This window comes from Streptomonospora alba (assembly GCF_000826685.1).
Taxonomy (GTDB): Bacteria; Actinomycetota; Actinomycetes; order Streptosporangiales; family Streptosporangiaceae; genus Streptomonospora; species Streptomonospora alba.
In genome coordinates this window covers 77,042-103,141 of the sequence record NZ_JROO01000017.1, presented here as the reverse complement: position 1 = coordinate 103,141, position 26,100 = coordinate 77,042, and the positions used below count along the sequence as shown (strand labels likewise).

General features: G+C 73.2%; 25 protein-coding genes and 1 pseudogene. 10 read left to right on the top strand and 16 right to left on the bottom strand.

The genetic code is table 11. From position 1 onward, the window contains the following. Positions 1-60 precede the first annotated feature (60 nt). The 3 genes from LP52_RS10195 to acs all read right to left on the bottom strand — a co-directional run bounded on the left by LP52_RS10195 (position 61) and on the right by acs (position 3,679). Positions 61-972 carry an alpha/beta fold hydrolase gene (locus LP52_RS10195; RefSeq protein ID WP_040272721.1) on the bottom strand — a complete coding sequence of 304 codons (912 nt, stop codon included), beginning with the start codon at positions 970-972 and terminating at the stop codon, positions 61-63. Between the two features lie 21 nt (positions 973-993). Beyond that, entirely contained in the window at positions 994-1,431 is a 438-nt protein-coding gene (locus LP52_RS10190; RefSeq protein ID WP_084723089.1) for a phage holin family protein, read from the bottom strand. Positions 1,432-1,699: 268 nt separating this feature from the next. Next, positions 1,700-3,679, bottom strand: a complete 1,980-nt coding sequence (gene acs / locus LP52_RS10185; protein WP_040272717.1) for an acetate--CoA ligase — start codon at positions 3,677-3,679, stop codon at positions 1,700-1,702. 187 nt (positions 3,680-3,866) lie between these two features. Here acs and LP52_RS10180 point away from each other — a divergent pair, with 187 nt between their 5' ends. The 5 genes and pseudogenes from LP52_RS10180 to LP52_RS10160 all read left to right on the top strand — a co-directional run bounded on the left by LP52_RS10180 (position 3,867) and on the right by LP52_RS10160 (position 10,384). Beyond that, positions 3,867-4,667, top strand: a complete 801-nt coding sequence (locus LP52_RS10180) for a Fic family protein (protein WP_040272715.1) — start codon at positions 3,867-3,869, stop codon at positions 4,665-4,667. An 828-nt stretch (positions 4,668-5,495) separates the two neighbouring features. Further along, positions 5,496-6,638: pseudogene (gene ssd, locus LP52_RS26445) on the top strand (septum site-determining protein Ssd); the annotation flags it as partial. 332 nt (positions 6,639-6,970) lie between these two features. Continuing rightward, complete coding sequence (locus LP52_RS10170) at positions 6,971-8,236, top strand: TadA family conjugal transfer-associated ATPase (protein WP_052809681.1); 1,266 nt, start codon at positions 6,971-6,973, stop codon at positions 8,234-8,236. 542 nt (positions 8,237-8,778) lie between these two features. Further along, positions 8,779-9,624 (top strand): type II secretion system F family protein, encoded by an 846-nt coding sequence (locus LP52_RS10165; RefSeq protein WP_084723088.1) that lies wholly within the window; start codon positions 8,779-8,781, stop codon positions 9,622-9,624. A gap of 4 nt (positions 9,625-9,628) precedes the next feature. Continuing rightward, positions 9,629-10,384: a type II secretion system F family protein gene (locus LP52_RS10160; protein WP_040272711.1), complete on the top strand. Its 756-nt coding sequence runs from the start codon at positions 9,629-9,631 to the stop codon at positions 10,382-10,384. A gap of 120 nt (positions 10,385-10,504) precedes the next feature. Here LP52_RS10160 and LP52_RS10155 read toward each other — a convergent pair whose 3' ends face one another. The 5 genes from LP52_RS10155 to LP52_RS28030 form a co-directional block, all read right to left on the bottom strand. Continuing rightward, a complete protein-coding gene (locus LP52_RS10155; protein ID WP_052809680.1) occupies positions 10,505-10,912 on the bottom strand; it encodes an Rv3654c family TadE-like protein in 408 nt (135 codons plus the stop codon). Between the two features lie 163 nt (positions 10,913-11,075). Beyond that, complete coding sequence (locus LP52_RS10150) at positions 11,076-11,540, bottom strand: TadE family type IV pilus minor pilin (protein ID WP_238580829.1); 465 nt, start codon at positions 11,538-11,540, stop codon at positions 11,076-11,078. Further along, entirely contained in the window at positions 11,518-11,655 is a 138-nt protein-coding gene (locus LP52_RS28335; RefSeq protein WP_238580828.1) for a DUF4244 domain-containing protein, read from the bottom strand. The genes LP52_RS10150 and LP52_RS28335 overlap by 23 nt, the downstream gene beginning before the upstream one ends. A gap of 414 nt (positions 11,656-12,069) precedes the next feature. Further along, positions 12,070-12,459 carry a hypothetical protein gene (locus tag LP52_RS10140; RefSeq protein ID WP_040272707.1) on the bottom strand — a complete coding sequence of 130 codons (390 nt, stop codon included), beginning with the start codon at positions 12,457-12,459 and terminating at the stop codon, positions 12,070-12,072. A 411-nt stretch (positions 12,460-12,870) separates the two neighbouring features. Beyond that, a complete protein-coding gene (locus LP52_RS28030; protein WP_052809679.1) occupies positions 12,871-15,381 on the bottom strand; it encodes a DEAD/DEAH box helicase in 2,511 nt (836 codons plus the stop codon). Between the two features lie 302 nt (positions 15,382-15,683). Between LP52_RS28030 and LP52_RS10130 the strand changes: the two genes are divergently transcribed. Next, the gene (locus LP52_RS10130) at positions 15,684-16,031 is read left to right on the top strand and encodes an STAS domain-containing protein (RefSeq protein ID WP_040272705.1); all 348 of its coding nucleotides are present in this window, start codon (positions 15,684-15,686) and stop codon (positions 16,029-16,031) included. Positions 16,032-16,050: 19 nt separating this feature from the next. Further along, positions 16,051-16,593, top strand: coding sequence for an ATP-binding protein (locus tag LP52_RS10125; protein WP_040272704.1), 543 nt, complete (start codon positions 16,051-16,053; stop codon positions 16,591-16,593). Between the two features lie 73 nt (positions 16,594-16,666). On the opposite strand, the gene LP52_RS10120 is transcribed toward LP52_RS10125, so the two are convergent. The 4 genes from LP52_RS10120 to nth all read right to left on the bottom strand — a co-directional run bounded on the left by LP52_RS10120 (position 16,667) and on the right by nth (position 20,179). Continuing rightward, complete coding sequence (locus LP52_RS10120; RefSeq protein WP_040272702.1) at positions 16,667-17,416, bottom strand: MBL fold metallo-hydrolase; 750 nt, start codon at positions 17,414-17,416, stop codon at positions 16,667-16,669. A gap of 44 nt (positions 17,417-17,460) precedes the next feature. Then, positions 17,461-18,651, bottom strand: a complete 1,191-nt coding sequence (locus tag LP52_RS10115; protein ID WP_040272764.1) for a MarP family serine protease — start codon at positions 18,649-18,651, stop codon at positions 17,461-17,463. A gap of 18 nt (positions 18,652-18,669) precedes the next feature. Further along, on the bottom strand, positions 18,670-19,308 hold the full coding sequence (locus LP52_RS10110; RefSeq protein WP_052809685.1) for an NUDIX hydrolase: 639 nt from the start codon (positions 19,306-19,308) through the stop codon (positions 18,670-18,672). A 196-nt stretch (positions 19,309-19,504) separates the two neighbouring features. Then, positions 19,505-20,179, bottom strand: a complete 675-nt coding sequence (gene nth / locus LP52_RS10105; RefSeq protein ID WP_238580825.1) for an endonuclease III — start codon at positions 20,177-20,179, stop codon at positions 19,505-19,507. Positions 20,180-20,548: 369 nt separating this feature from the next. On the opposite strand from nth, the gene LP52_RS10100 reads away from it, so the two are divergent. Continuing rightward, positions 20,549-21,235, top strand: coding sequence for a Crp/Fnr family transcriptional regulator (locus LP52_RS10100; RefSeq protein WP_274518798.1), 687 nt, complete (start codon positions 20,549-20,551; stop codon positions 21,233-21,235). Between the two features lie 112 nt (positions 21,236-21,347). Here the strand turns inward: LP52_RS10100 and LP52_RS10095 are convergent, their stop codons facing one another. The 4 genes from LP52_RS10095 to LP52_RS27235 are packed head-to-tail and all read right to left on the bottom strand — an operon-like array spanning position 21,348 to position 23,708. Next, entirely contained in the window at positions 21,348-22,154 is an 807-nt protein-coding gene (locus LP52_RS10095; protein ID WP_040272699.1) for an MBL fold metallo-hydrolase, read from the bottom strand. Positions 22,155-22,208: 54 nt separating this feature from the next. Continuing rightward, positions 22,209-23,015 (bottom strand): NUDIX hydrolase, encoded by an 807-nt coding sequence (locus LP52_RS10090; protein ID WP_052809678.1) that lies wholly within the window; start codon positions 23,013-23,015, stop codon positions 22,209-22,211. Positions 23,016-23,073: 58 nt separating this feature from the next. After that, entirely contained in the window at positions 23,074-23,535 is a 462-nt protein-coding gene (locus LP52_RS10085) for a RidA family protein (RefSeq protein ID WP_040272697.1), read from the bottom strand. Next, positions 23,535-23,708, bottom strand: coding sequence for a DUF4177 domain-containing protein (locus tag LP52_RS27235; RefSeq protein ID WP_131096593.1), 174 nt, complete (start codon positions 23,706-23,708; stop codon positions 23,535-23,537). The genes LP52_RS10085 and LP52_RS27235 overlap by 1 nt, the downstream gene beginning before the upstream one ends. 62 nt (positions 23,709-23,770) lie before the next feature. Between LP52_RS27235 and LP52_RS27930 the strand changes: the two genes are divergently transcribed. After that, the gene (locus LP52_RS27930) at positions 23,771-24,847 is read left to right on the top strand and encodes an ArsA-related P-loop ATPase (RefSeq protein WP_084723082.1); all 1,077 of its coding nucleotides are present in this window, start codon (positions 23,771-23,773) and stop codon (positions 24,845-24,847) included. After that, positions 24,844-26,007, top strand: a complete 1,164-nt coding sequence (locus tag LP52_RS10075) for an ArsA family ATPase (RefSeq protein ID WP_052809677.1) — start codon at positions 24,844-24,846, stop codon at positions 26,005-26,007. The genes LP52_RS27930 and LP52_RS10075 overlap by 4 nt, the downstream gene beginning before the upstream one ends. The last annotated feature ends 93 nt before the right edge of the window (positions 26,008-26,100 follow it).

The following is a 26,100-nucleotide window of genomic DNA, read 5'->3' as shown; positions in this document are numbered from 1 at the left end:
CATTCGGCGAAGACGGGACGGGCCGGGCGGCCCCGGGGCGGGCGGCGGCGCCCGGTCGGCTCACCTGTCGGGTTCGGGGTCGGTCAGCCAGCCGATCAGGGCGGAGTCGAACAGCTCGGGGCGCTCCTGGTGCGGGAAGTGCCCGGCGCCCTCGATCATGCGCCAGCGGTAGGGCGCCTCGACGTAGCGACCGGAGCCGCGGGCGGTCTCCGGAAGCACGACGGGGTCGAGCGCGCCGTGGACGTGCAGGGTCGGGACCGAGACGGGGCGGCGCATCCTGCGCATGTAGCGGCGGCCGTCCGGGCGCGCCTGGGAGCGGAACAGCCAGCGGTGGTACTCCAGGGAGCTGTGCGCGACACCGGGGATTCGGAAGGCGTCGCGGCAGTTGCGCTCGGTTTCGGGGTCGGGCCAGCCCGGCCGTGACCAGGCGCGGAGCATGGCCGCGATCTGCTCGGCGTCGTCGGCGACGAGTCGGCGCTCGGGCACGACGGGCAGCTGGAAGCCGAGCAGGTGGCGGCTCGCCCATCCCTGGCCGCGTGCGAGCACGGCCGAGCGCAGCCGCCGCGGATGCGGCATGGAGACCGCCGCCAGGCGGCGCACGGTCTTGGGGAAGTAGACGGCCATCGTCCAACCGAGCATGCCGCCGGTGGAGTGACCGACGACGACGGCCTCGGCCTCTCCGAGCGCGCGGATCAGGCCCGCGGCGTCGGAGGCGAGGGTGATCAGGTCGTAGCCCCGCGGAGGCTTGTCGCTGGCGCCGTAGCCGCGCAGGTCGACGGCGACGGCGCGGTAGCCGGCGTCGGCGAGCGCGGTCAGCTGGCCGTGCCAGGACCACCAGAACTGCGGGAATCCGTGCAGAAGCAGGACCAGCGGCCCTTCGCCCGCCTCGGCGATGTGGAAGCGGGTCCCGGCCGCGCTCACGGTCCGGTGTGTCCAGGGGCCGTCGATCAGGACAGCCGACTCGTCAGTCACCGCGCACCGGGCCCCAGCGGGTCAGCTGCTGGAGGAAGGACGGTCGCGGCGGAACGCCGCCATGGTGCCGGCCATGGTCGCGCTGGTGCGCGGAAAGCCCTGGCGCTTGCGGAACTGGCGCAGGCCGAGGAAGCCGAAGAGCGCGGAGAACAGCAGGAAGGCGACGGTGACGATGAGGAAGGAGACCCAGGGCGCCAGTCCGGCCGCCCAGATTCCCAATCCGGCGGTGATCGCCACCAGGATGAGGACCATATGGGCCAGAACGGCCGCGACGATCGACATCCCGGCGCCTATGCCGATTTTCTGGACGTCGCGGGCCAGCTCCATTTTCGCGAGCTGAAGTTCCAGACGCACGAGCCGGGACATGTTCCCGCTCGCCTCGGAGACGAGTTCTCCCAGGGAGTGTTCGGCGGCGTCGAACTCCTCAGGCTCCTGGCCACCCGACCGGGTTTCGGGCATGGAGACCGCTCCCTTCGCTCGGCAGACGTCGTATGCATCCTCGCACATCCGGCGCCACCGGCGGTCCCCACGCCGCGCGCACCCGCTCCCGCGGGCGGCCCCGCCCCGCACTGGCGCGGGTGGGCCGACGCGTCGGGGACCGGTACGGGACCGGCCGTGCGGCCGGACCCGAGCTCCGGTCCCCGATGGCGCGCGGAGGGCTCACCGCCGCGGACACCGTGCCTGTGACACTGCCCGCGGAGGCCGCGGCTACTCGCGGCTCATCCGGTCACTCGTCGCCCGTGCCGCTCTGCTGGAACGCGTCCTTGAGCGTCTGGACGGACTGGGCGTCGGTGAGCGTGGAGACGTCGCCGAGTTCGCGGTTCTCGGCCACATCCTTGAGGAGGCGGCGCATGATCTTGCCCGAGCGGGTCTTGGGCAGCTCGGGCACCACCAGGATCTGGCGGGGCTTGGCGATGGGCCCCAGGTGCGCGCCGACGTGCTCACGCAGTTCCTTGACCAGGTCGGCGCCGCCGTTGCCGGCCTCGCCGCGCAGGATGACGAAGGCGACGATCGCCTGGCCGGTGACCGGGTCGCTGGCGCCGGTGACGGCGGCCTCGGCGACCTTGTCGTTGGCGACCAGCGCGGACTCGACCTCGGTGGTGGAGATGTTGTGGCCGGAGACGAGCATGACGTCGTCGACGCGGCCGAGCAGCCAGAGGTCGCCGTCCTCGTCGCGCTTGGCGCCGTCGCCCGGGAAGTAGAGGCCCTCGAAGCGCGACCAGTAGGTCTTCTTATAGCGCTCGGGGTCGCCCCAGATTCCGCGGAGCATCGCCGGCCAGGGTTCGCGGACGACGATGAAGCCGCCTTGGCCGTTGGGCACCGACTCGCCGGACTCGTCGACGACGTCGACCTCCACACCCGGGATGGGCTGCATGGCGGCACCGGGCTTGCCGTGGGTGATGCCGGGCATCGGCGTGACCATGATGGCGCCGGTCTCGGTCTGCCACCAGGTGTCGACGATCGGGGTGCGGCCCCCGCCGATGTGGGTGCGGTACCACATGTAGGCCTCGGGGTTGATGGGCTCGCCGACCGAGCCGAGCACCCGCAGGCTGGAGAGGTCGTACTGGGCCGGGTACTCCTCGCCCCACTTCATGAACGTGCGGATGGCCGTGGGGGCCATGTAGGCGATGGACACCCCGTACTTCTGCACGATCTCCCAGAAGCGGGCCTTGTGCGGGGTGTCGGGCGTGCCCTCGTACATGACCGAGGTCGCTCCGTTGGCGAGCGGGCCGTAGACGATGTACGAGTGCCCGGTGACCCACCCGATGTCGGCGGCGGTCCAGAACACGTCGCTTTCGGGTTTGAGGTCGAAGACCGCCCAGTGCGTGTAGGCGACCTGGGTGAGGTAGCCGCCGGTGGTGTGCAGGATGCCCTTGGGCTTGGCCGTGGTGCCGCTGGTGTACATGATGTACAGCGGGTGCTCGGAGTCGTGGGCCTCGGCCTCGTGCTCGGTGGGCTGGCGGTCGACGATGTCGTGCCACCAGACGTCGCGGCCCTCGTTCCAGTCGACCTCTTGGCCGGTGCGGCGCACCACGAGCACGTTCTCGACGGCGGGGCGGTCGCGCACGGCGTCGTCGACGGCCGGCTTGAGCGAGCTGGGCTTGCCGCGGCGGTAGCCGCCGTCGGCGGTGACGACGAGCTTGGCCTCGCTGTCGTCGATGCGGGTGCCCAGGGCGTCCACGGAGAAGCCGCCGAAGACGACCATGTGGACGGCGCCGATACGGGCGCAGGCCAGCATGGCGACCACGGTCTCGGGAATCATCGGCATGTAGATGGCGACCCGGTCGCCCTTGCCCACGCCGAGTTCCAGCATGGCGTTGGCCGCCTGGCAGACCATGCCCTTGAGGTCGGAGTAGGTGATGGTGCGGGTGTCGCCGGGCTCACCCTCCCAGTAGAAGGCGACCCGGTCGCCGCGGCCCGCGTCGACGTGCCGGTCCACGCAGTTCACCGCGGCGTTGAGCTTTCCGCCGGTGAACCATTCGGCGAACGGGGGGTTCCACTCCAGAACGTTGCTCCACGGCTGCTCCCACTGCAACCTGCGGGCCTGGTCCTCCCAGAACCGCAGCCGGTCGGCGGATGCAGCGTCGTAGGCGTCGGCCTGCACGTTCGCGTCTGCGGCGAGATCCGCGGGGGGCGGGAAGCTCCGGGACTCCTGAAGAAGGTTGGACAGTGTTTCCTGACCCTGCCCCTGGGGAGTCTCAGCCACTGTTACGTCTCCTTACTTGATCCGGTCCCACAGAAAGCTCGTGTGGTGCAACCCACTTCATCAAGTGGTGACGACAACATACAAGTGGCCGCTCCAGGGGCTGTGGACGGACGGTCTTCCCTGGGGACGGGCGGTCTTCCACGGGCTATGGACGGACATCCGATTACCGGTAAGTAAGGTTGCTGCCGTGACTGCCGTTCCCGATGAACCCCTGCAGCGGATCGCCGATCTCCCGGGTGTCGACTCGGCCGTCGGCGAGACCCGCACCCTCGTCGACCGCCTGCTCGGCCACCGCATCCTGCGGCGCCGTAGCAGCGACGTGTCCATGGAGTCGGCACTGCGCGGCGCCCGCGCCTCGGCCGTGCTCGACGGCGCCGACGCCGACCTGGAGGAGGTCCGCGCCGGCCTCAGCGAGGACCCGCGCGTCAAGGGGGCGCTGCGCGTCTCCGGCGAACTCGGGCCGCTCGCCGATACCTGGCCCAAGGCGCCCCGCCAGGTGCTCGCGCGCCTGCACGCGCTCGCGGCGGCCGACGGGGTCGACGAGGACGCCCTGGGGCGCCCTCGCACCGACGCCGATTCCGCGGCCGATCCACTCGGCCTGGGACCGGCGCCCCGCGCCGCCGAGGTCGCGGCGCGGATCGAAGGGCTGGACACGGTCCTGGCCGCGCGCGCCGCTGTTCCGGCGCTGGTGGTCGGCGCCGTCGTGCACGGCGAACTGGCCGCGCTGCGCCCCTTCGGCTGGGGGGACGGCGTGATCGCGCGTGCCGCCGAACGGCTGACGCTGATCACGCGCGGGCTCGACCCCAAGTCCCTGGTCCCTACCGAGTTGGGCTACCTGGAACTGGGGGAGGAGTACGGGGCCGCACTGCGCGGCTACCTGACCGGCACACCGGAAGGCGTGGGCGGCTGGGTGGCCTTCTGCTGCCGGGCCGTCGCCGCCGGGGCACGGGATTCGCTGGCCACGTGCGAGGCGCTGCAGCGGGGATGAGCCTGTGAGCCCGTGCGCCCGATGCGCGATCGGGCCACCAGGCTCGCCGCGGACGAGGGCGCGCGCTTCGCCGCCTATCTCGATCGGGTTACTTTTCGGGCCGGCTCGGGCCGCCCGTGGTCGCGACTTCTGTCGAACAGAAAGGTGACGGTTCGCCCGATTCGGGACCAACGGAGAAAAACAGAGGGCGGCACCCCGCCCAGCCCTGCGGCCCGAGTCGGGGCACCGCCGCGAAACACGAAGACCGTGGCTATCATGCGTGCTTATTCATAGTCCGACCAGGGATGACTCCCTGGCCTGGACGAGCCTCCCGCGGCTTGGTGACGCGTGGGTACCCGGCCTCCGTGTTCGGTGGATCGCCAATCCACCTTGTCCTTCCTTTGTACGCCTCCTCGCGTCCACTGAAAAGTCCCCGGGAGGTCAAAGATCGCCCCGGCCCGCCAATTCGGCGTGGTAGCGTCCCGTGCTATACCTGTTACCGACGGAAGGCGCCGCACCCCTCAGCTCCCCCAGCGCGCGCTTAGCCGACGGAATGCCCCTTGTTCGGATCTGGTGCGATTTCCACTGCTATGTGACGATACGGCGTAGCGCGGCTCCCCCGAGGACCGCCGCTCAGCCCATCGGGCCCAGTGCCCGACGACGATGACTTATCCGGGAACGGTGCCGGCTCTCCCCCCCGGAGCCGGACCGTAAGACGGCCCCCGCTATCCCCCCGGCGGGGGCCGTCGTCATTTCCGGACCGACCGCGCCCCCACCGGCCCGGCTACGCCCGCGCCCGGGGCGCGGTCCGTGTTCCGGCCTGCGGCAGCAACGCGGCCGATCAGTGCGATGCGGGATCGGGCCGCTGTCCGTCTGCGGCGCTGCCGGAATTCCCGGCTCGCTCCGTCCGTCCACAGGTTGGGGATCCGGCTTTCCTTCGGCGACCCGCCCGGCGAGCGTGGAGTGAACGGCTCCGCACCGGGAGGTCCCATGGACGCATCCGCCCCTGCCCGCCCCCTGCTCGTCACCGAGGATCCCCACCTGCTCGACGACCTCCTACGCCTGGCGGCCGCCGCGGGAGTGGAGGCGACGGTGGCCCACCACGCCGCCCAAGCGGTCACCGAGTGGAGCCGCGCGCCCATGGTCGTCGTGGGCACCGACCTGCTCGCCGCCATCGCCCGGCTCGACCCCGAACCCCGGCGGCACGTCCTGGTCGCCGGTCTCGATTCGCACCCGCGCGACGCGGAGGTATGGCAGGCCGCGCTCCGCGCGGGCGCCGGAGCCGTCCTGTCGCTGCCGACCGACGAATCACGACTGTCCGCACTGCTCACCGAGTCGGCGCACGCGCGAGCCGAGCACGCGCCCGTGGTCGCCGTCGTCGGCGGTCGCGGAGGCGCAGGAGCCAGTCTGCTGGCACTCGCGCTGGCCGGGGCGGCCCGGCGCGCCGGCCTGCGCAGCGCGCTCGTCGACGCCGACCCGCTCGGCAGCGGCCTCGACACCCTGCTCGGGCAAGAGGACGCGCCCGGCGACCGCTGGGGCGACCTCGTCGCGCGCCACGGACGGCTGAACTGGTCGGCCTTGGGTTCACGGCTGCCGGAAGCGGGCGGCATCGCGCTGATCACGTGGGAACGCGGCCCCGCAGCGGAGGTTCCGCCGGTCGCGATGCGCTCCGTGCTGACCTGTGCCGCGCGGGGCGCCGACCTCGTCGTGGCCGATCTGCCCCGCACCCCCGATCCTGCGGCCGACGAAGCGCTGCGGCGCGCCTCGACCGTGCTATTGGTGGTACCGGCGGAACTTCCCGCCGTGTTCGCCGCGGCGCGAACGGCGCCGCGGCTGCGACGCACAGCCCGCGACGTCCGGCTGGTGGTGCGCGAGGGCGGGTGCGAGGTGGCGGCGGCGGACGTCGCCCGGACACTCGATCTGCCGATGGCCTGCCGCTTGCGCACGGACCGCGGACTCCTGCGCGGCCTGCGCCACGGCGCGGCCGCGGCCGCCGCCGGCACCCGCTCCTCGACGCTGGCCGAGGCGGCCGACCGCCTGCTCGCCGTTCTGCTGCCGGCACCACAGGCGACGGGCTCCGCCCGGGGCGATCGCTCGCCGCCTGCGCCTTCCCGCAGGCAGAACGCACGGCCACCGCCCGCGGCCGCACAACGCCCGGCCTGTGAAGGCTCGGAACGGCTGCCCGGCGCAGCACCCGGGCCCCCGGCGACGCGCACCGCCGGCACGCCGCACCGGCACTCGGCCTCCGGCGGCCGGTCGGCGTGCCCCGCCTCAGGTCGCGGCCTCCGTCCTCCCGATCGGCCTCCCACGAAAGGAGGGCAGGAATGGCTGCCCCACCGGCCTCGAACGGCCCTTCAGCCGCTTGCTCCGGCTCGGGTGCGGACCCGCGGCTGCTCACCGCCGTGCGCATGCGGCTGGCGCGCGAGGGCGGCGATCCCGCTCCGGCCCGCGTCGCGGCTGCCGTACGCGCCGAGGGGACGGCTCTGGGCGACGCCGAGGTGCTGGAGCTGGTCCGGCTGCTGCGGGCCGACATCGCCGGCGCCGGTCCGCTCGATCCCCTGCTCAGCGACCCCCGGATCACCGACATCCTGGTCAACGGCCCCGAGGGCGTATGGATCGACGACGGGGCGGGCCTGCGTCCGGCGCCCGGAATCCGATTCGCCGACGACACGTCGCTGCGCCGCCTCGCCCAGCGCCTGGCCGCCCAGGCCGGGCGTCGCCTCGACCAGGCCGCACCCTGGGTGGACGCCAGGCTCCCCAGCGGAGCGCGTCTGCATGCCGTCCTTCCTCCCGTGGCGCCCGAGGGAGTGTGCCTGTCGCTGCGGCTGCCGCGGCGGTCGGTGTTCACGCTCGCCGAGCTCGTCGCCTCCGGCACCGTGCCCCCAGCGGGCGCACGGCTGCTGCATGCCCTCGTCACCTCGCGTACCGCGTTCCTGATCTCAGGCGGCACCGGTACGGGCAAGACGACCCTGCTGTCGGCGCTGCTCTCGCTGGCCGACCCGGGTGAGCGGGTCGTGCTGGTCGAGGACTCCGCCGAACTCCGGCCCGACCATCCGCACGTGGTGCGGTTGCAGGCACGCCCGCCCAACATCGAGGGCACGGGCGAGGTCGGACTGCACGACCTGGTACGCCAAGCCCTCCGCATGCGGCCCGACCGGCTCGTGGTCGGCGAGGTCCGCGGGCCGGAGGCCGTGACACTGCTGAACGCCTTGAACACGGGCCACGACGGAGGCACCGGCACCGTGCACGCCAACGCCGCGGTCGACGTGCCCGCCCGTATCGAGGCTCTCGGCTGCGCCGCGGGACTCAGCAGGGAGGGTGTGCACAGCCAGCTGGCCGCGACCCGCGCGCTGGTGGTGCACCTGGCCCGGGAGGGTGACGGGAGGCGACGGGTCGCCGAGGTGTGCACGCTCCGCCGCGGGCCGGACGCCACGGTGCACGCGCCGCCCGCGGTGACCTTCGGCGCCGACGGCTCCCTCACCGACCGTCCTGCGCTGCCGGACCTGCTGGCGCGGATCGGCAGCGCGTGGCGGAGCCCTCCGGCCGACGGCCCCGGTCCCCCAGCGCCACCGGCCGCGCGACCGGCGTAGTCGGGCGCTGCCTTGCGCGGGGGTGCGGCGCCCCCGATGCGCCCCCCGAGCTCTGGGGACCCCTCCGGGGAACACGAGCGGCGAGTCCCCCGGAGACCGCGGCACGGGGGCGCCGGTGCGCCAAGCGCCGGGAGCCGGCTTGCCGCCGAGCGCACGCCGCGTACTCCGCAGGGCGCCCTCGCCGCCCCCGGCGGCAACGCCAGACGTCACGCGCTTCTCCCATGCCCCCGAGCGCGTGGGCGGCGCTTCTCTTGAACGGTGCACCACCGTTCGCGGCCTAAGGAAGACGGGCGATGCGACGCGTCTCCGGTGGGCGATAGGCGGACTCGCCCGCCGCGCGAGGTGCGCCCCATTGCCGCGGCCTCTGGGGTGGCGGTGGCGGGTGGTTCCAGGGGAGTCGCCCACCGGCATGGGCCCGGCGCCCGCACCCCGCCGACCGGCCCCCGGTCCGGCATCGCCGCCGCCGCGCCCCCCGCGGGCCGCCCACCTCCTCGCCGACGCACCACACCCCCGTATCCGGCGCCTTCGGGATCGGAGACCGCATGTCGACATGTGCACAGACCGCCGAATCCGCACCCCTGCTTCTCCCGCTCCTGCTCGCCCCGGTGCTCCCGGCGGCCCACTGGCTCGCCGGGCAGGCGGAATGGCTGCTCGCGGTGGGGGCCGCGGGCCTCGTCGCCTCCGCTCTCGCGCCCGGTTCCGCGGTCGTGCGCCTGCACGGGCTGGCGAACGGCGGCGGCGAAGGCGGGGCCGGGCGTTCGACCGCCGGGCGTGCCCCTCTTCTCATCCGGCGGCTGCGGGTGCGGATCGCCCTGGCGCGGGGCCGGGAGCCGGAGCGGCGCCGCCGTGCCGTCGCCGAGCTCTGTGCGGTGCTGGCCGCGGAGTTGCGCGCGGGCCGGAGTCCCGCAGACGCGATGGTCACGGCCGTGGACGAGCTCGATCCCGAGTCGGGCCGCGAGCTGGCTCCGCTGAGCGAGGCGGCCCGCGGCGGGCAGGACCTCATGATGCCGCTGCGCGCCCTGGCCGGTGCGCGCGGCGCGCGCGGACTCGGCCACCTCGCCGCCTGCTGGCGCGTGGCTGCCGACACCGGGGCCGGGTTGGCCGACGTCGTCGACCGGCTGTCGGTGTCCCTGGCCTCCGACGAGGCGCTGCGACGCGAGCTCGGCGCCCAGCTCGCCGGTCCGCGCGCCACGGCCGTGCTGCTCAGCGTGCTGCCAGTACTCGGTCTGGGCATGGCGACCGCCCTGGGCGGATCACCGCTGGCCTTCCTGTTCACGACGCCCGCCGGGCTCCTGTGTCTGGCGGCGGGTCTGGCGCTCGATGCGGCGGGCTTGTTCTGGACCCACCGAATGGTGCGGCGGGTCTTGTCCGAATCGGGATTGGAGTGAACGCATGGGCTTTCTCGAAATCGCCGTGGTCGCCCTGGGCACCGCCGCTGTGCTGATGCTGCGTGGCGAGTCCGCGCGGGTCCTGGCGTTGCGGCGGCTGGCTCGGCTGCGCGCGGCGGAGCGGCCGCGCCCGCCCGCGGTCCCTGCTGGACTGCGGCGCGCCCTGGTGCTGTGGGGCGTGCCGTGCGCGCCCGTGGCGACTCTGCTGTTCGTGGCGGGGCCGGCGGCGGCCGTGCTGGTCGGCCTGCCGATCGCGGCGGCGCTGCGCCGGCGACTGGCGCGCGCGGATCGGCCCGCCGAATCGCGCGCGGATCGCGCCCGCACGTTGGCCGGCCTGCCCGTCGCGATCGACCTGCTGGTGGCCGGGCTGCGCGCGGGCGGAGTCCTGGAGGATGTGCTGGGCACCGTCGCCGCGGCCGTCGGCGGACCGCTGGGACGATCCCTCGGGGGAGTCGCCGAACAGCTGCGCCTCGGCGCCGACCCGCGGTCGGCCTGGCGGTCGGCGGCCGACACCGAGGAGTTGGCGGCGATCGGGCGTGCGCTGGCCCGCGCCGGCGAAAGCGGAGCGCCGGTCGCCGCCATCCTGGAGCGCCACGCCGCCGAGCTTCGCGACACGGCCCGCGTCCGCGCCCTGACCAGGACTCAGCGCCTCGGCGTCCTCAGCGCCGCCCCTTTGGGCGTGTGCTTCCTTCCCGCGTTCGTCCTCATCGGCGTGGTCCCACTCGCCGCCGGCCTCGTCTCCGGCCTGACGCTGCCCTGAATCGCCGAGCCTCCGACGCACCGAGCGGGTGTCCGAGGGCGAGTGCGGCGCCGGTTGCACGGCCGCCGCCCCGAACGGCACTTCTGTCGCCGGCGGTCCCGGCTCCCATCCGACCGGCCTTCAGGGCGTCTTCGGCGCCCAGGTGGAGCGGTGCGGGCCGGCTCGGGCGTGGGCGGATACCGTGCCGGGCCACGAGCGGACGGGGACCCGGACGGTGACGTGCAGCGAGAAATCGGCGGCGATTCGGCAGCGTGCCAGGGCCGCGCCGTTGGCCTCGGCCGTGGCGCGGGCCGCGGCACACGACGGCCCGCGCCCCTCGGCCAGGCGTCGGGCTCCGGCGAGTGCGGCGAGGTCAGCCGCCGTCGCCGCGCGGTGCCGGTCGACGCGGACGCCCGCGACGACCACGACCGTCGAGGCGACGAACAGCAGGACAGCGCACAGCGCGAGCACCCATACCGTCGCGGATCCGCCGTCGGAGCGACGCCTGTGCGCCGCGGGCCCCGGTCCGGAGGGAGTGTCACTCTGCACCGGGCGAACCGTCTCGCCGCCGACCCGCCGCCTCGGAGACGGGCGGATCCCGCCGCGCCAAGCCGGGACCGCGGCCGTCCCACCGGGGCGCCGGTCCGTCGCCGCTCCGGCAGCGGCGCCGCAGGCGGACGGGGTCGCCCGCCGCGGCCGCTCGCCGCGCATCTCAGTCGGCCTCCGGGGCACGGCCGCCGCCCTGGGCGCCTTCCGAAGCTTCACGGTCGGGAGCCCCGCCCCGCGGGGCACCGTCCGGGGTCTCCGTGTTCTCCATCGCGCCGTCCCCCTCCTCCAGCGGGGTGGCGGCACGGCCGCGGGCCTGGACGGGGAGGTCGATCAGCGGCCCGAGGGGTATCGGGGCGGTGACGGCCACGCGTGCCGTGCCGCCGTCCTCGGACACCTCGACGTCGGCGGAACCGGGGGCGGTGTCCGCCACGGCCGCGCGGACGGCGTGCTCGGACTCGCCGCGGGCCAGGGCACGCGCGCCCACCCGTGCGGCGTCGACACAGGCGACGTGCACCGCGGCGGCCTGGACCGCGGCCAGGGCGATTCCGAGTACGAGCACCAGGCTGGGCAGGGCGGCCGCGGTCTCGGCGGTGACGCCGCCCCGGTCAGCCGTCGATCCGCAGTGCATCGGTGACGATCCGAGTGACGACGTCGCGGACCTCGTCGCTGGTGAGGATGGCGAACAGCACCGCGGCGAACGCGCAGGCCGTGACGGTACCCACCGCGTACTCGGCTGTGGACATGCCGCGGTCGTCGCGCCCGACCGCGCGCGGACGCGCACCGCGAAGGCCGCGGAGCAGCGCCGCCGCCGTTCCGGCCGCGGCCTTCGGCAGGGTCGCCGCGATCCGTTCCGGCCGCGGCGATCGCACGGGCCGACGGTGGGAACGGGCGTAAGCGGCGCCCACGCGCCGCGCACGAGGACGGGCAAGGGGCGAGAAGACGTGGCACATGGGCTGCCTCCGAGGAGCGACGGGATACGCCGTGAGGCACGGATCTCACGGTCTGTATCCACGATCACCCGGGCAGCAGCCGACCGAAAGCCGGATCCCCATCCTGTGGACGACTCCGGCCCGCCAGCCGCCTGCGGCCGCACCCCGCAGGACGTGCCGACGGGGTACGCCGCCGATCGGGCGCTCGGGCCGAGAAGCCCGGGGGCGTCACCGCTCCGAAGGGACGCTGTTCTCCAACTCCGCCTCGGGAGCGTCCGACGCCTGCGATGCCTGCGGTACCTGCGAGGCTTCCGAAGCGTCCGAGACCTGCGCCTCGGCGTACCGGAGTACCGACTCCGCATCGACCTCGCTGGTGTCGTCCGGCCCGCGACCGTCCGTCATGGCCCATAAACCGGCCGGGATGGTGAAGTAGGACGCCCACTCCATACGCGTGCCCCCGGCCAATTGCTCCACCACGTAGGTGAACGTGCCGTCCGAATGCGGCCGGTGGGCGACGACGCGCGCGGTGCCTCGGGTGCGCGCCTCCTCCGACGTCTCTGCCGCATCGTGGACGGCCAGCCCCGACGGGTACGGGTGCTGGGGGATCGGATCGAGCATGACTTCTCCAGGATCGGCTGCTTTCGGTACCGGGGCGCTGACCGCAAAGGGGGTTCCCTTCCGCCCCGCTTGTGTGGCTCCTCCACCGAGTCGTGCAGAACTCAGCACCCCGGCCGCCCCGAGCGGGATGCGACGGCGGACGTCCGATCAGCCGTCGGCGAGGAGGCTCAGCGGCGAAGCGTCGCGCCGCACGGCGGCGCCGGTGTACCACTCCCGACTTTCCGAGTCGGAATGTCCTAAACATGTCCCTATCAGGGGAAGTGTCCTTGATGTGAACCGCGCGGCCCGGCGCTGCGAACGCCGGTGGAGTCGAACTCCGCAGTGTGCGCCGTTCCCGCATCCCCGCGGTGGCTGATGTCACCGTCCCGGAAACGCCTCCTCCGCGATCCGGGCCGCCCGTCCGGATCCCTCCTAACGGACCTCGGACGCGCCCTCCTCCAGAATCGCGTCGATCAGTCGCAGCGCTCCCGACTTGCTGAGGGGGTCGTTGCCGCTGCCGCATTTGGGCGACTGGATGCACGAAGGACAGCCGTCGGCGCACTCGCAGCCGGCGATGGCCTGGCGGGTGGCGGTCAGCCACTCGCGGGCGGCTGCGTACCCCCGCTCGGCGAACCCGGCTCCGCCCTCGTGGCCGTCGTAGACGAAGATCGTCAGGCACCCGGTGTCGGCGTGCAGAGCGGTCGAGACGCCCCCGATGTCCCAGCGGTCGCACGTGGCGAACAGCGGCAGCAGCCCGATGGCCGCGTGCTCGGCGGCGTGGGCCGCGCCGCGCACCTCGACCTCGGCCTTGCGCAGCCGGTCGGTCGCCTCCGGCGTCAGCGTCCACCACACCGCGCGGGAGTTCAGCCGGCGCTCGGGCAGATCGAGGGACTGCTCCCCGAGCACCGACCCGGTCCGCACATCCCGCTTGAGGTAGGACACCACCTTGCGGGTGACCTCGACCTCGCCGAACCGCACCGCCGCCTCGGATCCCCACTCCTGTCCGCGCAGTGTGCGCAGGACCTCGACCTCGGTGGTGTCGCGCGCCCAGGTGCTGTACTCGGGCGACTCGGCGTGCACGAGGGCCACCGACTCCTCCAGGTCGAGGTCGTCGACGACATAGGTCGAGCCCTGGTGCAGGTAGACCGCACCGTCGTGCACGGTGCCGTGCGCGGCCGCCTCGTCGACGGTGCCGAGCAGCTGCCCGCTGGCGGAGTCGACGATCTGCACCGGCGGACCGCCCGAGCCGCGCAGGTCGGCCAGCGCGGAGGCGCGGTCGTGGCGGGTCCAGAACCAACCGCGCGGACGGCGCCGCAACAGGCCGCGCTCGACCAGGTCGTCGAGCACCTCTTCGGCCCCGGGGCCGAAGAGCTCCAGGTCGTCGCGGGTGAGGGGGATCTCCGAGGCTGCCGCGCACAGGTGCGGTCCGAGAACGTAGGGGTTGTCGGGGTCGAGCACGGTGGCCTCGACCGGACGCCCGAAGACGGCTTCGGGATGGTGCACCAGGTAGGTGTCCAGCGGGTCGTCGCGGGCGATGAACACCGCCAGCGCGTCTTGACCCGAGCGGCCCGCGCGCCCGGCCTGCTGCCACAGCGACGCCAGGGTTCCGGGCCACCCGGTCACGAGCACGGCGTCCAGGCCGGTGATGTCGACGCCCAGTTCCAGCGCGTTGGTCGTGGCGAGGCCGAGCAAATCGCCGCTCCGCAGCGCGTTCTCCAGGCCCCGCCGGTCGTCGGCGAGGTAGCCGGCACGGTAGGCGGCGATTCGCTCGGACAGCCTGGCTGGGCGCGGCCCCCCGGGCGCTTCGGCGGGCTCGCCGGGGGCGTCCGGCAGTGCGATCCCGGCCTCCGGGTACGCCTCCACGGCGCCGTCTCCGCCGCCCTCCGCGGCGAGCGCTTCACCGGGGGCCTCACCGCTGTGCGCGCCGACCGGATCCGCGGCGCCGTCGTCTCTGCCGCGCTCACCGGACCTCCGGCCCCGCCGGGCCGTGGCGCGCGCCTCGCGCTCGCGCAGGAGGCGCTGCGCGGTCAGCGCCACCACCTCCGAGGCCTGCCGCGACCGGACGAAGGCCAGAGTGCGCACGCCCTCCTCGGCGAGTCCGGCGAGCACGTGCGCGGCCTCCGCCGGTGCCGTGCGCCGTATCGGGGCACCGTTCTCGCCCTTCTCCTCGGTCAACTCGGGCTCGATCAGCGCGAAGCGGAGCGCGGGCCGGGGCGAGGCGTCCGCGGTGACCGCCCGCACCGGAGCGCCGATCAGCCGGCTCGCGCTCTCCTCAGGCGTCCCCGTGGTGGCCGAGGCGAGAATGAAAACCGGGGACGCGGAGCGTCCCTGTTCAGGGAAGCGCTCCCCCTCCGGACCGTGGGCCGCGCCGCTGCGGTAGCGGGCGCAGACCCGGCGCAGCCGCCGCACGATCTGGGCCATGTGCGAGCCGAACACCCCCCGGTAGCGGTGCGCCTCGTCGATCACCACGTAGCGCAGCCGCCGCAGAAAGGACGCCCAGGCCGCATGGTTGCCCAGGATCGCGTAGTGCAGCATGTCGGGGTTGGTCAGTACGTAGTTGGCGTGCGCGCGGATCCAAGCGCGCTCATCACGGGGGGTGTCGCCGTCGTAGGTGGCCGGGCGCAGGTCCGCTAGACCGATGTCGGTCAGTGCGCGCCGCTGGTCGGCGGCCAGGGCCTTGGCCGGTGAGATGTAGAGCACCGTGCCGCCCTGCTCGACGGCTTCGGCGCAGGGCAGCAGAAAAGCCAGCGATTTCCCCGAAGCCGTGCCCGTGGCTATGATCACATTGCTACCGGAGCGCGCGAGATTCGCGGCGGCCGCCTGATGGGACCACGGCGACGTGATCCCCTGCTCAGCGAGTCGCTCACGTACCGAGGGCGGTGTCCAGTCTGGCCAGTGTTCACTTACCCCGTGGCTACGCGGCAGGTGCTCAACATGTGTCACCTGCGAATTCCGGGTATGGTCTCGCCACAACCGATGAAGTGCGGACTCCCCTCGGGCAGCGTCCCCGCGTGCGCGGGGAGCGGATCCGGTCACCCCGACCCCCCTCCTCGGCAGACAGCACATGTCATGGCACTGATCAACCCCGGTTTCAGTGTGGCATCCGCGGGAAGGGACCCGCGCTGTCGTGGTTTCTTGTGCATAACAGGCAGATGCGAAGGGCAAGCGTGGTTGAATGCCGCACGGTGGGGTAACGCCCGGCAGAGATCACCCGCGGCTTTTCGCAGTTCGGCGCTGGAGGACTAGTGGACTTGAAGCTTGATCACCACACACAGGACGACACAGAGATCGTCGTCGTCGAGGGTGAGATCGATGTCTATACCGCGCCCCGGCTGCGTGAGCTCCTGATCGATCTCGTCAACAAGGGTAATTTCCACCTCGTGGTGAACATGGAGAAGGTGGAGTTCCTCGACTCGACGGGGCTCGGCGTGCTCGTGGGCGGCCTGAAGCGCGTGCGCGCCCATGACGGCACGCTCGACCTGGTCTGCACGCAGGAGCGGATCCTGAAGATCTTCCGGATCACCGGGCTGACCAAGGTCTTCGGTATCTACGACTCTGTTCAGGAAGCCATCGACAAGCGCAAGTCGAAGTAGCTGCGTTACGAGCGATCCCATGGCACTCGTCCAGCTCACCATCAGCGCGCTGCCCGCCCATGTGCGCACGGCCCGCCTTATGGCCACGGCCGTCGCCCGGCGGGCGGGCATCGCCGAATCCGCCCTCGACGAGATCCGGTTGGCGGTCGGCGAGGCGTGCTCCCGTGCCGTCGAGGCGCATCGCGTCCACTGCCCCAGCCGCCCGATCCAGCTTGACCTGGTCGACAGCTCCGGCGGACCCCGCGGCGGCGACGCGCCCGCGGACACGCCCGCGGACCGCGCGTCGCACAACGGCCGCGCCGCGCAGCGCTTCGAGGTGGTGGTGTTCGACCGCGCCCCGGCCAAGGAGCCGACGGCGGCGTTCGACAATCCGGACGCCGGCGTCGACCTGGATGCCGACACCTCGCTCAACGGCATCTCGGGGCTCTCGCCCGATGTGGGTCTCGCAGTGATCGTCGGTCTTGCCGACGAGGTCAGCATCGAACCGCATGAGGACGGCACCGTCGTCCGGATGAGCTGGCCCCTGGGCAAAGCCGATCCCGAGGCCGAATCCGTCGGCTGAGGTTCTCAGCCCGCCCGCCCCGCGGCCGCCCCGCACCCCCGCGGGGGTGCGGGGCGGCCGCGGGCCGTACAGGTCAGCCGACGCTGAAGGCGCGCCCGGCGTCCGCGTGCTCGACCGGTCCCGCGTATTCCGACGCGGCCCTGCCCAGCGCCTCCTCCGGCCGCAGGAACGGACCCACGTGGGTCACGACCAGGCGGCCCGCGCCCGCTCGCGCCGCCGTCCGCCCCGCGTCCTCGGGGCTGTGGTGCACCCGCGGCCCGTCCGCCGGCGGGTCGCCGTCGGCCTCGCACAGCAGCAGGTCGGCACCGCGCGCCACGTCGTCGAGCGCTGCGCACGGCGCGCTGTCCCCCGAGTAGGCGAGGCTCGCCGCGCCGTCGTCGATCCGGACCGCGTAGCCGGGCATCCCGTGCTCGACCGACCGCGACTCCAGCTCCATCCCGCCCAGGCGCACACGCTGCCCGTCGTGGAGTTCACGCACCTCGAACGCCCGCTCGATCGGGCTGCGCGCGGCGTTGGACAGGAAGCCCTCCAGGCGGGCCGCGGTCCCCTGCGGGCCGTACAGCGGGAGGGGAGCGGACGGCGCCTGGTCGGCGTAGACGAGAGCGTAGAAGGCGGTCAGCAGATCGGCGCAGTGGTCGGCGTGCAGGTGGGAGATCCAGATGCCGTCCAGCTCCGGCAGGCGCGCGTGGCGCTGCAACTCGGCCAGGGTGCCGGGGCCGGCGTCCAGCCAGAGGGCCCCGGAGCCGCCGGTGACCAGGTAGCCCGAACACGGGATTCCGGGCCGAGGGTAGGGGGCGGCGCTGCCGAGCACGGTAAGCTCCACGGTCCGCGCACCTGTCCTTTCCTCCCGTCTGCCGGCGGCTTGCCTCAGTCGCACTCCTGGGTGGAGACCTCGCCGCTCGCGGTCTCGCCCCGCTCGGCGTTGGCCGCGACCTCGTCGGCGGTGAGGACGTAGCCCGTCTCGTCCTCGTTGGTGGCCGCGGCGAAGATGACACCGTAGACGGTGCCGTCGGGCGAGAGCAGCGGACCGCCGGAGTTGCCGGGGCGCACCTCGGCGCGGATCTGGTAGATCTCCCGGCTGACCTGCTGGGAGTGGTAGAAGTCGGGCCCTTGCGCCGTCTGCTCGGCACGGATGCGCGCAGGCCCGGCGGAGAAGCCGTTGTTGCGCGGGAACCCGGCCACCACCGCGTCGTCGCCCTGGCTCGCCTCGGTCTCGAACTCCAGCGGCTCCAGATCGAGGCCGTCCACGTCCAGGACGGCGATGTCCTGCTGCGGGTCGTAGAGCACGACGGTGGCGGACAGCTGCTGGCCGGAGCGGGTGACGACGCGCAGGTCCTGGGTGACGCCCGCGACCACGTGGGCGTTGGTCATGATGCGCCCGTCGTCGTAGACGAACCCGGTCCCCTCCACGCGCCGCTGGCACTCGGGCGCGGTGCCCAGCACCTTCACCACGCTCTGTCCGGCGTCACGCAGCTCGGCGGTGTCGAGGACGTCGGGGTCGGGCGGCTGCACCTGCGCCGGCTCGCCGGTGCCCAAGCCGCTGAAAACCTGCGGGAAGGCGCTCTGGTCGACGATCCTGCGGAAGGTGGAGAACCACGTCTGGGCCACCTCGGGCATAGCGCGGTCGACGGCGTGCAGCACCCGCGACTGCTGCGCCTGGTTGTTGAGGACCGGGATCGCGGAGTTGGCGACGGCGCTGCCGACCAGCCAGGCCACCAGCAGCACCGACACCGCGCTCACCACCGCGCCGCCCATGGCGTCCACCACGCGGGCGGAGTCCCAGGTGACGCGGTTGCGCACCGCCGCGCCCGCATAGGAGGCCACGAACTGGCCCAGCGCCGCGCAGAGGAACACCACCGCGACGGCCAGCAGCGCCTGCCGCCCGGGGTCGGTCACCAGCCCCTGGATGAGCGGTGGCGCGCTGAGAGCGGCCAGCACGCCGCCGCCGATGAACCCGGCGAAACTCATGATCCCGACGATGAAGCCCTGCCGGTATCCCGACACCGCGAACAGCAGCACCAGCATCACCAGGACCGCGTCGAGGACGATGCCGTCCATCACCACCCCGTGTTCATCTCAGCTCTCCCGGCTGCCGCGCTGCTGCCGGGTCGCACGCCGACCGTCGCCACCGGGTCCGTTCCCCGGCAAGAAAACGGGCTCGGCCTCCTGCCCGTCCAGCCACGGCTGCTCCCAGCCTCCCAGAACGAGCAGCCGGTCCAGAATCGCCGCGGTGAATCCCCAGACGCGCATGCCGCGCACCTGGAAGGCGGGGCCGGCGGAGCCGTTGGGATGGCGCACCCGGATCCGGTTCGCGGGGTCGGCGAGCTCGCCGACGGGTACCCGCACGACGCCGGCGACCTCGCCGGAGTCGGCGGCGCGTACCTCGGAGGGCTCGCGCCACCAGGCCAGCACCGGAGTGACGCGGAAGGCGCTGGGGCGGATGTAAAGCTCGGGCAGCCGGCCCAGCAGCTCGATGCCGAGGGGGTCGACACCGGTCTCCTCCACGGCCTCGCGCACGGCGCAGTCCTCGGGCCCTTCGTCGCCGGACTCGAACGCGCCGCCGGGGAACGCGGGCTGCCCGGAGTGGCGCCGCAGCCCGTCGTTGCGCTGGATCAGCAGGACGTCGGGCCCGTGCTCGCCCTCCCCGAAGAGGATCAGTACCGCGGACCTGCGGCCGCCTGACTCGGGCGGGCGCATCACGGCGGGAACGGCCATGCGCCCGCCCGCTCGGGCAAGGGAGGCCAGCCATTCGGGGGTGGTCACATCGGGTGCCTCAGCAGGGCGCCCGTCGACCCCCGCATCGCCGCCGGAGGGGCCGGGGACAGCCCGGTGCCGTTCGCCGTCTTCCTGTGCGGTCATGCTCTGCCCGTCTCCTCCCGGCCGCGGTAGCTGCCCATCAGGTAGGAACCGCTTAGGAGAAGGGGCCATTCCGCACCAGCGCCGCCGCGGTCTCCTCGTCGGTAGGCCCTTCGCCGAAGGACGGGCACCAGTGGGCCAGCTCGCAGGCGCCGCAGGCGGGTCGCCGCGAGTGGCAGATGCGGCGGCCGTGCCAGATCAGCCGGTGCGACAGCAGGGTCCAGTCCTTGGGCGGGAACAGGTCGGCCACGGCGTGCTCCACCTTGACCGCGTCGGTCTCCGTGGTCCAGCCGAACCGGCGCACCAGGCGCCCGAAGTGGGTGTCCACGGTGAGCCCCGGCACGCCGAAGGCGTTGCCGAGCACCACGTTGGCGGTCTTGCGCCCGACGCCGGGCAGCCGCACCAGCGCGTCCAGGTCGCCGGGGACCTCGCCGCCGTGCTCGTCGCACAGCTTCTGGCCCAGGCCGATGATGCTGTTGGCCTTGGAGCGGTAGAAGCCGGTGGAGCGGATCAGGCCCTCCAGCTCCTCCCTGTCGGCGGAGGCGTAACCGGCCGCCGAATCGTAGCGGGCGAAGAGCTTCGGGGTCACCTGATTGACGCGTTTGTCGGTGCACTGGGCCGACAGGATGGTCGCCACCAGCAGCTCCAACGGAGTGGTGAAATCAAGCTCACAGTGCGCATCGGGATACAACCGGGCCAATTCCCGGTTAATCCGTCGGGCGCGTCTCACAAGAGCGAGACGCGACTCACCCGTGGGTGTCCGCGCCGCGCCGTCGTCCGGTGCCGTGTCGGTCGGGGTGGTCTGAGCAGGGGTGGCAGGTTCTCCGAGCACGCCCCAAAGACTACGTACCCGCGACAGCGCCCGGTTCCGGGCGGACGTGGCGGGAAACGGCCCCGTGGCCGCATGCGGATGTCGGCAATGTCGGAAGTACGGCGGGCCGGAACCCTCGGGGACGGGATTGCAACTAGGATCGGTAGCACTGACGTCGGCCGTGGCTGTTGGCATTTCCCCCCGGGCGACAAGCCGAGACGGCAGACTGGTTTTCCACCGGGGTGCGATATACGTCACACTGTTGACGGTCAGGCTTGCAAGGAGGAAGTGGTGGACGAGACCAACGAGGTGCTGCGCAAGGCCCCTCTTTTCGAGGCACTCGACGAGGAGGGGGCCGCCGCGCTGCGCGCCTCGGTGAGCGAGGTCCGGCTCGGCCGCGGCCAGACGCTCTTCTCCGAGGGGGACGAGGGCGACCGCCTTTACGTGATCCTCAGCGGCAAGGTCAAGCTGACCCGCGCCGCTGTCGACGGTCGCGAGAACCTGCTGAGCGTCCTGGGCCCCAGTGAGATGTTCGGGGAGCTGTCGCTGTTCGACCCGCGGCCGCGCACCGCCAGCGCCATCGCCGTCACCGACGCGGTGCTGGCTGGTCTGGGCCACGACGACCTGCGCCCCTTCATCGCCCAGCAGCCGCAGGTCAGCCTCCAGCTGCTCAAGGCGCTGGCGAACCGGCTGCGCCGCACCAACGACGTGATGAGCGACCTGGTCTTCACCGACGTTCCGGGGCGCGTGGCCGGGCAGCTGCTCGACCTCGCCGACCGCTTCGGCAAGGAGGGCGAGGACGGCCTGCACGTGCACCACGACCTCACGCAGGAGGAGCTGGCCCAGCTGGTCGGCGCCTCGCGCGAGACCGTGAACAAGGCGCTGGCGGAGTTCGCGCTGCGCGGCTGGCTGCGGATCGAGGCCAAGGCCGTGGTGCTGATGGACGTCGAGCGGATGCGTCGGCGCGCGCGCTGACCCCGCGCGGCGCGTAACGACGACCACCGGGCCCGGCCTCGTGCCGGGCCCGTCGGCTGTCCGGTTCAGGCCGGCGCACGCCCTCGCCCGCGGCCCGCGGCGGATCCGGCCGTCAGGCCTCGCCGAGCTCGGCGGGGATGTCGCCGCGCTTGGCCAGGTAGTGCAGCTGGGCGCGCACCGAGGACCGCGCGGCCGGGACCACGGCCTCCTCGATTCCGGCGTAGACCCGCGCCACGATCGCGTCGGCGGTGGTGTCGCCCGCCTCCACTGCCGCGGTCACCTGGGCCAATCGGGACTCGCGGTGGTCGATGTACTCGGTGAGCTTGTCCAGCGGCTCGGGGCGGATCGGCCCGTGCCCGGGCAGCAGCGCCCGCACGCCGGTCCGAGACGCCAGTTCGCGCAGCCGGTACAGCGAGTCCATGTAGTCGGCCAGGCCGTCGTCGGCGATCATCGTGGTGCCCGCGCCCAGCACCGTGTCGCCGGTGAGCACGACGTCGTCGGCGGGCAGGTGGAAGCACACGGAGTCGGCGGTGTGGCCAGGTGTGGCGATCACACGCAGCTCCAGACCGTCGACCTCGACGACCTCGCCGTCGGCGAGCCCGTCGCCGCTGATGCGCAGCTCGGGCTCGACCGCGCGCACCGGCGCGCCCGTGAGCTCGCTGAAGTAGCGTGCGCCCTCGCTGTGGTCGGGGTGGTGGTGGGTCAGCAGCGTGACGGCCACCTGTGCGCCCTGCTCCTGCACGGTGCGGGCGACGCGCTCCAGGTGGCGCTCGTCGTGCGGCCCGGGGTCGACCACGACGACGCCCCGCATCCCCGGCTCGCGCAGTACCCAGGTGTTGGTGCCGTCCAGCGTCATGGGGCCGGGGTTGGGGCACAGGACGCAGTTGGCGCGCAGTGTTCCGGAACCGTCGATCCTCATCGCACCTCAGTCTCTCTCACCGGGCCGCGGCAGGGTGGGGTAGCAGCGGGGGATTCAGCTCTGGGGGTAGGGCACCCCCTCGGGCACGACGATGCGCAGCTTGCCGCCGACCTCGCGCATCTCGGGCTCGATGGGGAAGATCGTGCGCCGGGCCGCCATGGCCGCCGCAAGGGAACCGCAGTCGGCCAGCTCGGCGCAGCTCGTCACGGTCGGGGGAAGCATGCGGAGGTCGCCGCGCCGCCACGCGGCCACGGCGTCGGCGGGGCGCATCCACGCCACGCGGTCGGCCTCGCCTCCGACCTCGCGGGTCTGCTGCCCCTCGGGCAGGGCGGCGGCGAAGAAGCGGGTGTCGAAGCGCCGCGTCTCGCCGGGCGGTGTGATCCAGCGCGACCAGGCGCGCAGCAGATCACTGCGCAGCACCAGGTCCCGCTTGCGCAGGAACTCGGTGAAAGACAGGCTGCGACCGACCAGCGCCTCGCGGTCGGCCTCCCAGTCCTCTCCGCGGGTGTCGGCGACCACACCGCCGGAGGGCGGGCCCGCCATCAGGACGCCGGACTCCTCGAAGGTCTCGCGCACGGCGGCGCAGACCAGTGCCCGCGCCGACGGCTCCGCGACGTCCAGGCGCTCGGCCCATTCCGCGGGCGGCGGGCCCGCCCATCGGATGTCGCGGTCGGTGTCGCGCTCGTCCACCCCGCCGCCGGGAAAGACGTGCATGCCGGGAGCGAACCGCATGGAGGAGGTCCGCCTCAGCAGGTAGACCTCCAGCTCGCCGACGGCGGCGCTCTCATGCAGCAGCATCACCGTGGCGGCCGGACGCACCTCGGCGGCGCGGCTCCCGCCGCCTGCGCGCTCCCGTGTCATCGCCTCGTCCTCCCGTCGACCGCGGTGGACGAGCGCCACCGCGTCGTTCGCCGAGCCCTCAGTCCGTCTCGACGATCATCTCCACCTCGACGGGCACGTCCAGCGGGAGTACGGCGACTCCCACGGCGCTTCGGGCGTGCGTGCCGGCTTCGCCGAAGACCTCTCCGATCAGCTCGCTGGCGCCGTTGATCACCTGGGGCTGGCCGGTGAACGACGGATCGCTGGCCACGAAGCCCACGACTTTGACGATCCGCCGCACCCGGGAGAGTTCGCCGACCTCGGCCTTGACCGCGGCGACGGCGTTCAGCGCGCACACCGCGGCCAGCTCCTTGGCCCGCTCCGCGGTGACCTCGGCGCCGACCTTGCCGGTGCCGGCCGGCTTGCCGCCGACCATGGGCACCTGGCCCGACACGTAGACGTAGTCGCCCGTGCGCACCGCCGGCTGGTAGGCGGCCACGGGCGGCACGACCTCGGGCAGTGTCAGCCCGAGGTCGGCCAGCCGCTCCTCCGGAGCGGCCATTACTCCTTCTCCCGTTTCATGTAGGCCACCATCTGCTGGTTGCGCGGGTCCCCGTCGACCGACGGGCCGGGGATGACCGAGACCAGGTCCCAGCCGTCCTCGCCCCAGTTGTCCAGAATCTGCTTCGTCGCGTGCGACAACAGCGGCACTGTCGCGTACTCCCACTTCGTCATAGCCGCCACCTTACTTACCGCCGCGGACGCCGGTACCCGCAGATCCCGGCGGCGCGCCGCACATGCCGACCGGGACGCACGCGGCCGCCCGCTCCGGCCGGGAACATAAACTTCCAGGAGTGAGTGCACGCGATCGCGATGCGGAGGCCGTCCGGCTCCATGTCGTCACCGGCAAGGGGGGCACCGGCAAGACGACCGTGGCCGCCTCCCTCGCTCTGGCGCTCGCCGCCGGCGGAGGCACCGTGCTGCTGGTCGAGGTCGAGGGGCGCCAGGGCATCGCCCGGCTCTTCGGCACCCGTCCCCTGCCCTACGAGGAGCGTCCGATCGCCGACGCGCCCGGGGGCGGCCGCGTGTGCGCGCTGGCGGCCGACGCCGAGTCGGCCCTGCTGGAGTACCTGGAGATGTTCTACGGCATGCGCCGGGCCGGGCAGCTGCTCACCCGCTTCGGCGCCGTGGACTTCGCGACCACCGTCGCACCGGGGATGCGCGACGTGCTGCTGACCGGCAAGGCCACCGAGGCGGTCCGGCGCCGTGCGAGCGAGCGGCGGCGCGGGGGCCGCGACGCCGGCGGCGGGCGCCACGTCTACGACGCCGTGGTGATGGACGCGCCGCCCACGGGGCGGATCGCGCAGTTCCTCAACGTCAACGCCGAGGTCGCGGGGCTGGCGCGCGTGGGGCCCGTCCACAACCACGCCGACAAGGCCATGTCCACCCTCCGCTCGGCGCAGACCGCCGTGCACTTCGTGACGGTGCTGGAGGAGATGCCCGCCCAGGAGACCGTGGACGGCATCGCCGAGATCCACGCCGCCGGGCTCAACGTCGGGTCGGTGATCGTGAACATGGTGCATTCCGGGTTCTTCGACGAGCCCGTGCTGCGGGAAGCGGCCGAGGGATCGGTGGACACCGGCGCGCTGGTGCGCGGGCTCAAGGCGGCGGGGCTGGAGGACGCCGAGGAGACCGCCCACGGCCTGGCGCAGGAGATGAGCGAGCACGCGCAGCGGGCCTCGGCCGAAGCCGCCATCCGCGCTCGCCTCGACGAGGTCGACAGGCCCCGCATGGAGCTGCCGCTGCTGGGCGGGGGCGTGGGCCCCGAAGAGCTGCACCTGCTGGCCGAGCGCCTCCGGGAGCAGGGGCTGTGAGCGCCGGGGGGCTCGGCGGGAGGCGTCCTGCGTCCGCATCGGCCTTCGATGTCGACGCGCTGCTGTCCGATCGCGGGACCCGCACCGTCGTGTGCTGCGGCTCCGGCGGCGTGGGCAAGACGACCACCGCCGCGGCGATGGGGGTGCGCGCTGCCGAACTCGGCCGCGACGCCGTGGTCATCACCGTCGACCCGGCCCGCCGGCTCGCCCAGTCGATGGGGCTGCGTGAACTGGACAATACGCCGCGCCCGGTGGATCTGACCGAAAGCGGACGCGCCGCGATGCCGGGGTCCCTGCACGCGATGATGCTGGACATGAAGCGGACCTTCGACGAGATCGTCGAGGCCCACGCCGATGCCGAGCGGGCGCGGCAGATCCTGGCCAACCCCTTCTACCAGTCGCTGTCCTCCAGCTTCTCCGGAACGCAGGAGTACATGGCGATGGAGAAGCTGGGGCAGCTGCGCGAGTCCGGCGGCTGGGACCTGATCGTCGTCGACACGCCGCCGAGCCGTTCCGCGCTGGACTTCCTGGACGCCCCCGAGCGGCTGGGCCGCTTCCTGGACAGCAGGCTCATCCGCATCCTGGGCGCACCGCCGGCGACCGGCGCGTTCAAGGTCCTGGGCGCCGGGGTGGGCATGGTGACGAGTGTCATCGCCAAGGTCGTGGGCGCCCAGGTGCTCAAGGACGTGCAGAGCTTCGTCTCGGCGTTCGACGCGGTCTTCGGCGGGTTCCAGGAGCGCGCCGAGCGCACCTACCGGCTGCTGCAGGCGCACGGCACCGGGTTCGTCGTGGTGGCAGCCCCGGAGGACGACGCGCTGCGTGAGGCGGAGTACTTCATCGAGCGGCTGCGCACGGACCGCATGCCGCTGGCGGGGGTCGTGCTCAACCGGGTGCACCGCACCGCCGTTCCGGGGCTGAGCGGACCGGACGCCGCTGCTGCCGCCGCGGAGCTGGAGCAGGCAGGCGATCACGGCCTGGCCGCGGCTGCGCTGCGCCTGTACGCCGAACGCGCCCGGGTGCGCGACCGCGAGCAGTGGCTGATGGGCCGCCTGGCCGCCAATCACCCCGACGTACCGGCGGCCGAGGTGCCGGCCCACCCTGTGGACGTGCACGATCTGGCGGGCCTCGCCGAGATCGGCCGTGCGTTGGGGCGCGCCTGATACGACCGCGAGACGCGTGTTAGTGCGGGCGCCGATGCGGGCAGCGGGAACCTACCGCCGTGCGGCAGCGGTCGCGCGCCGTACGGCGGACCC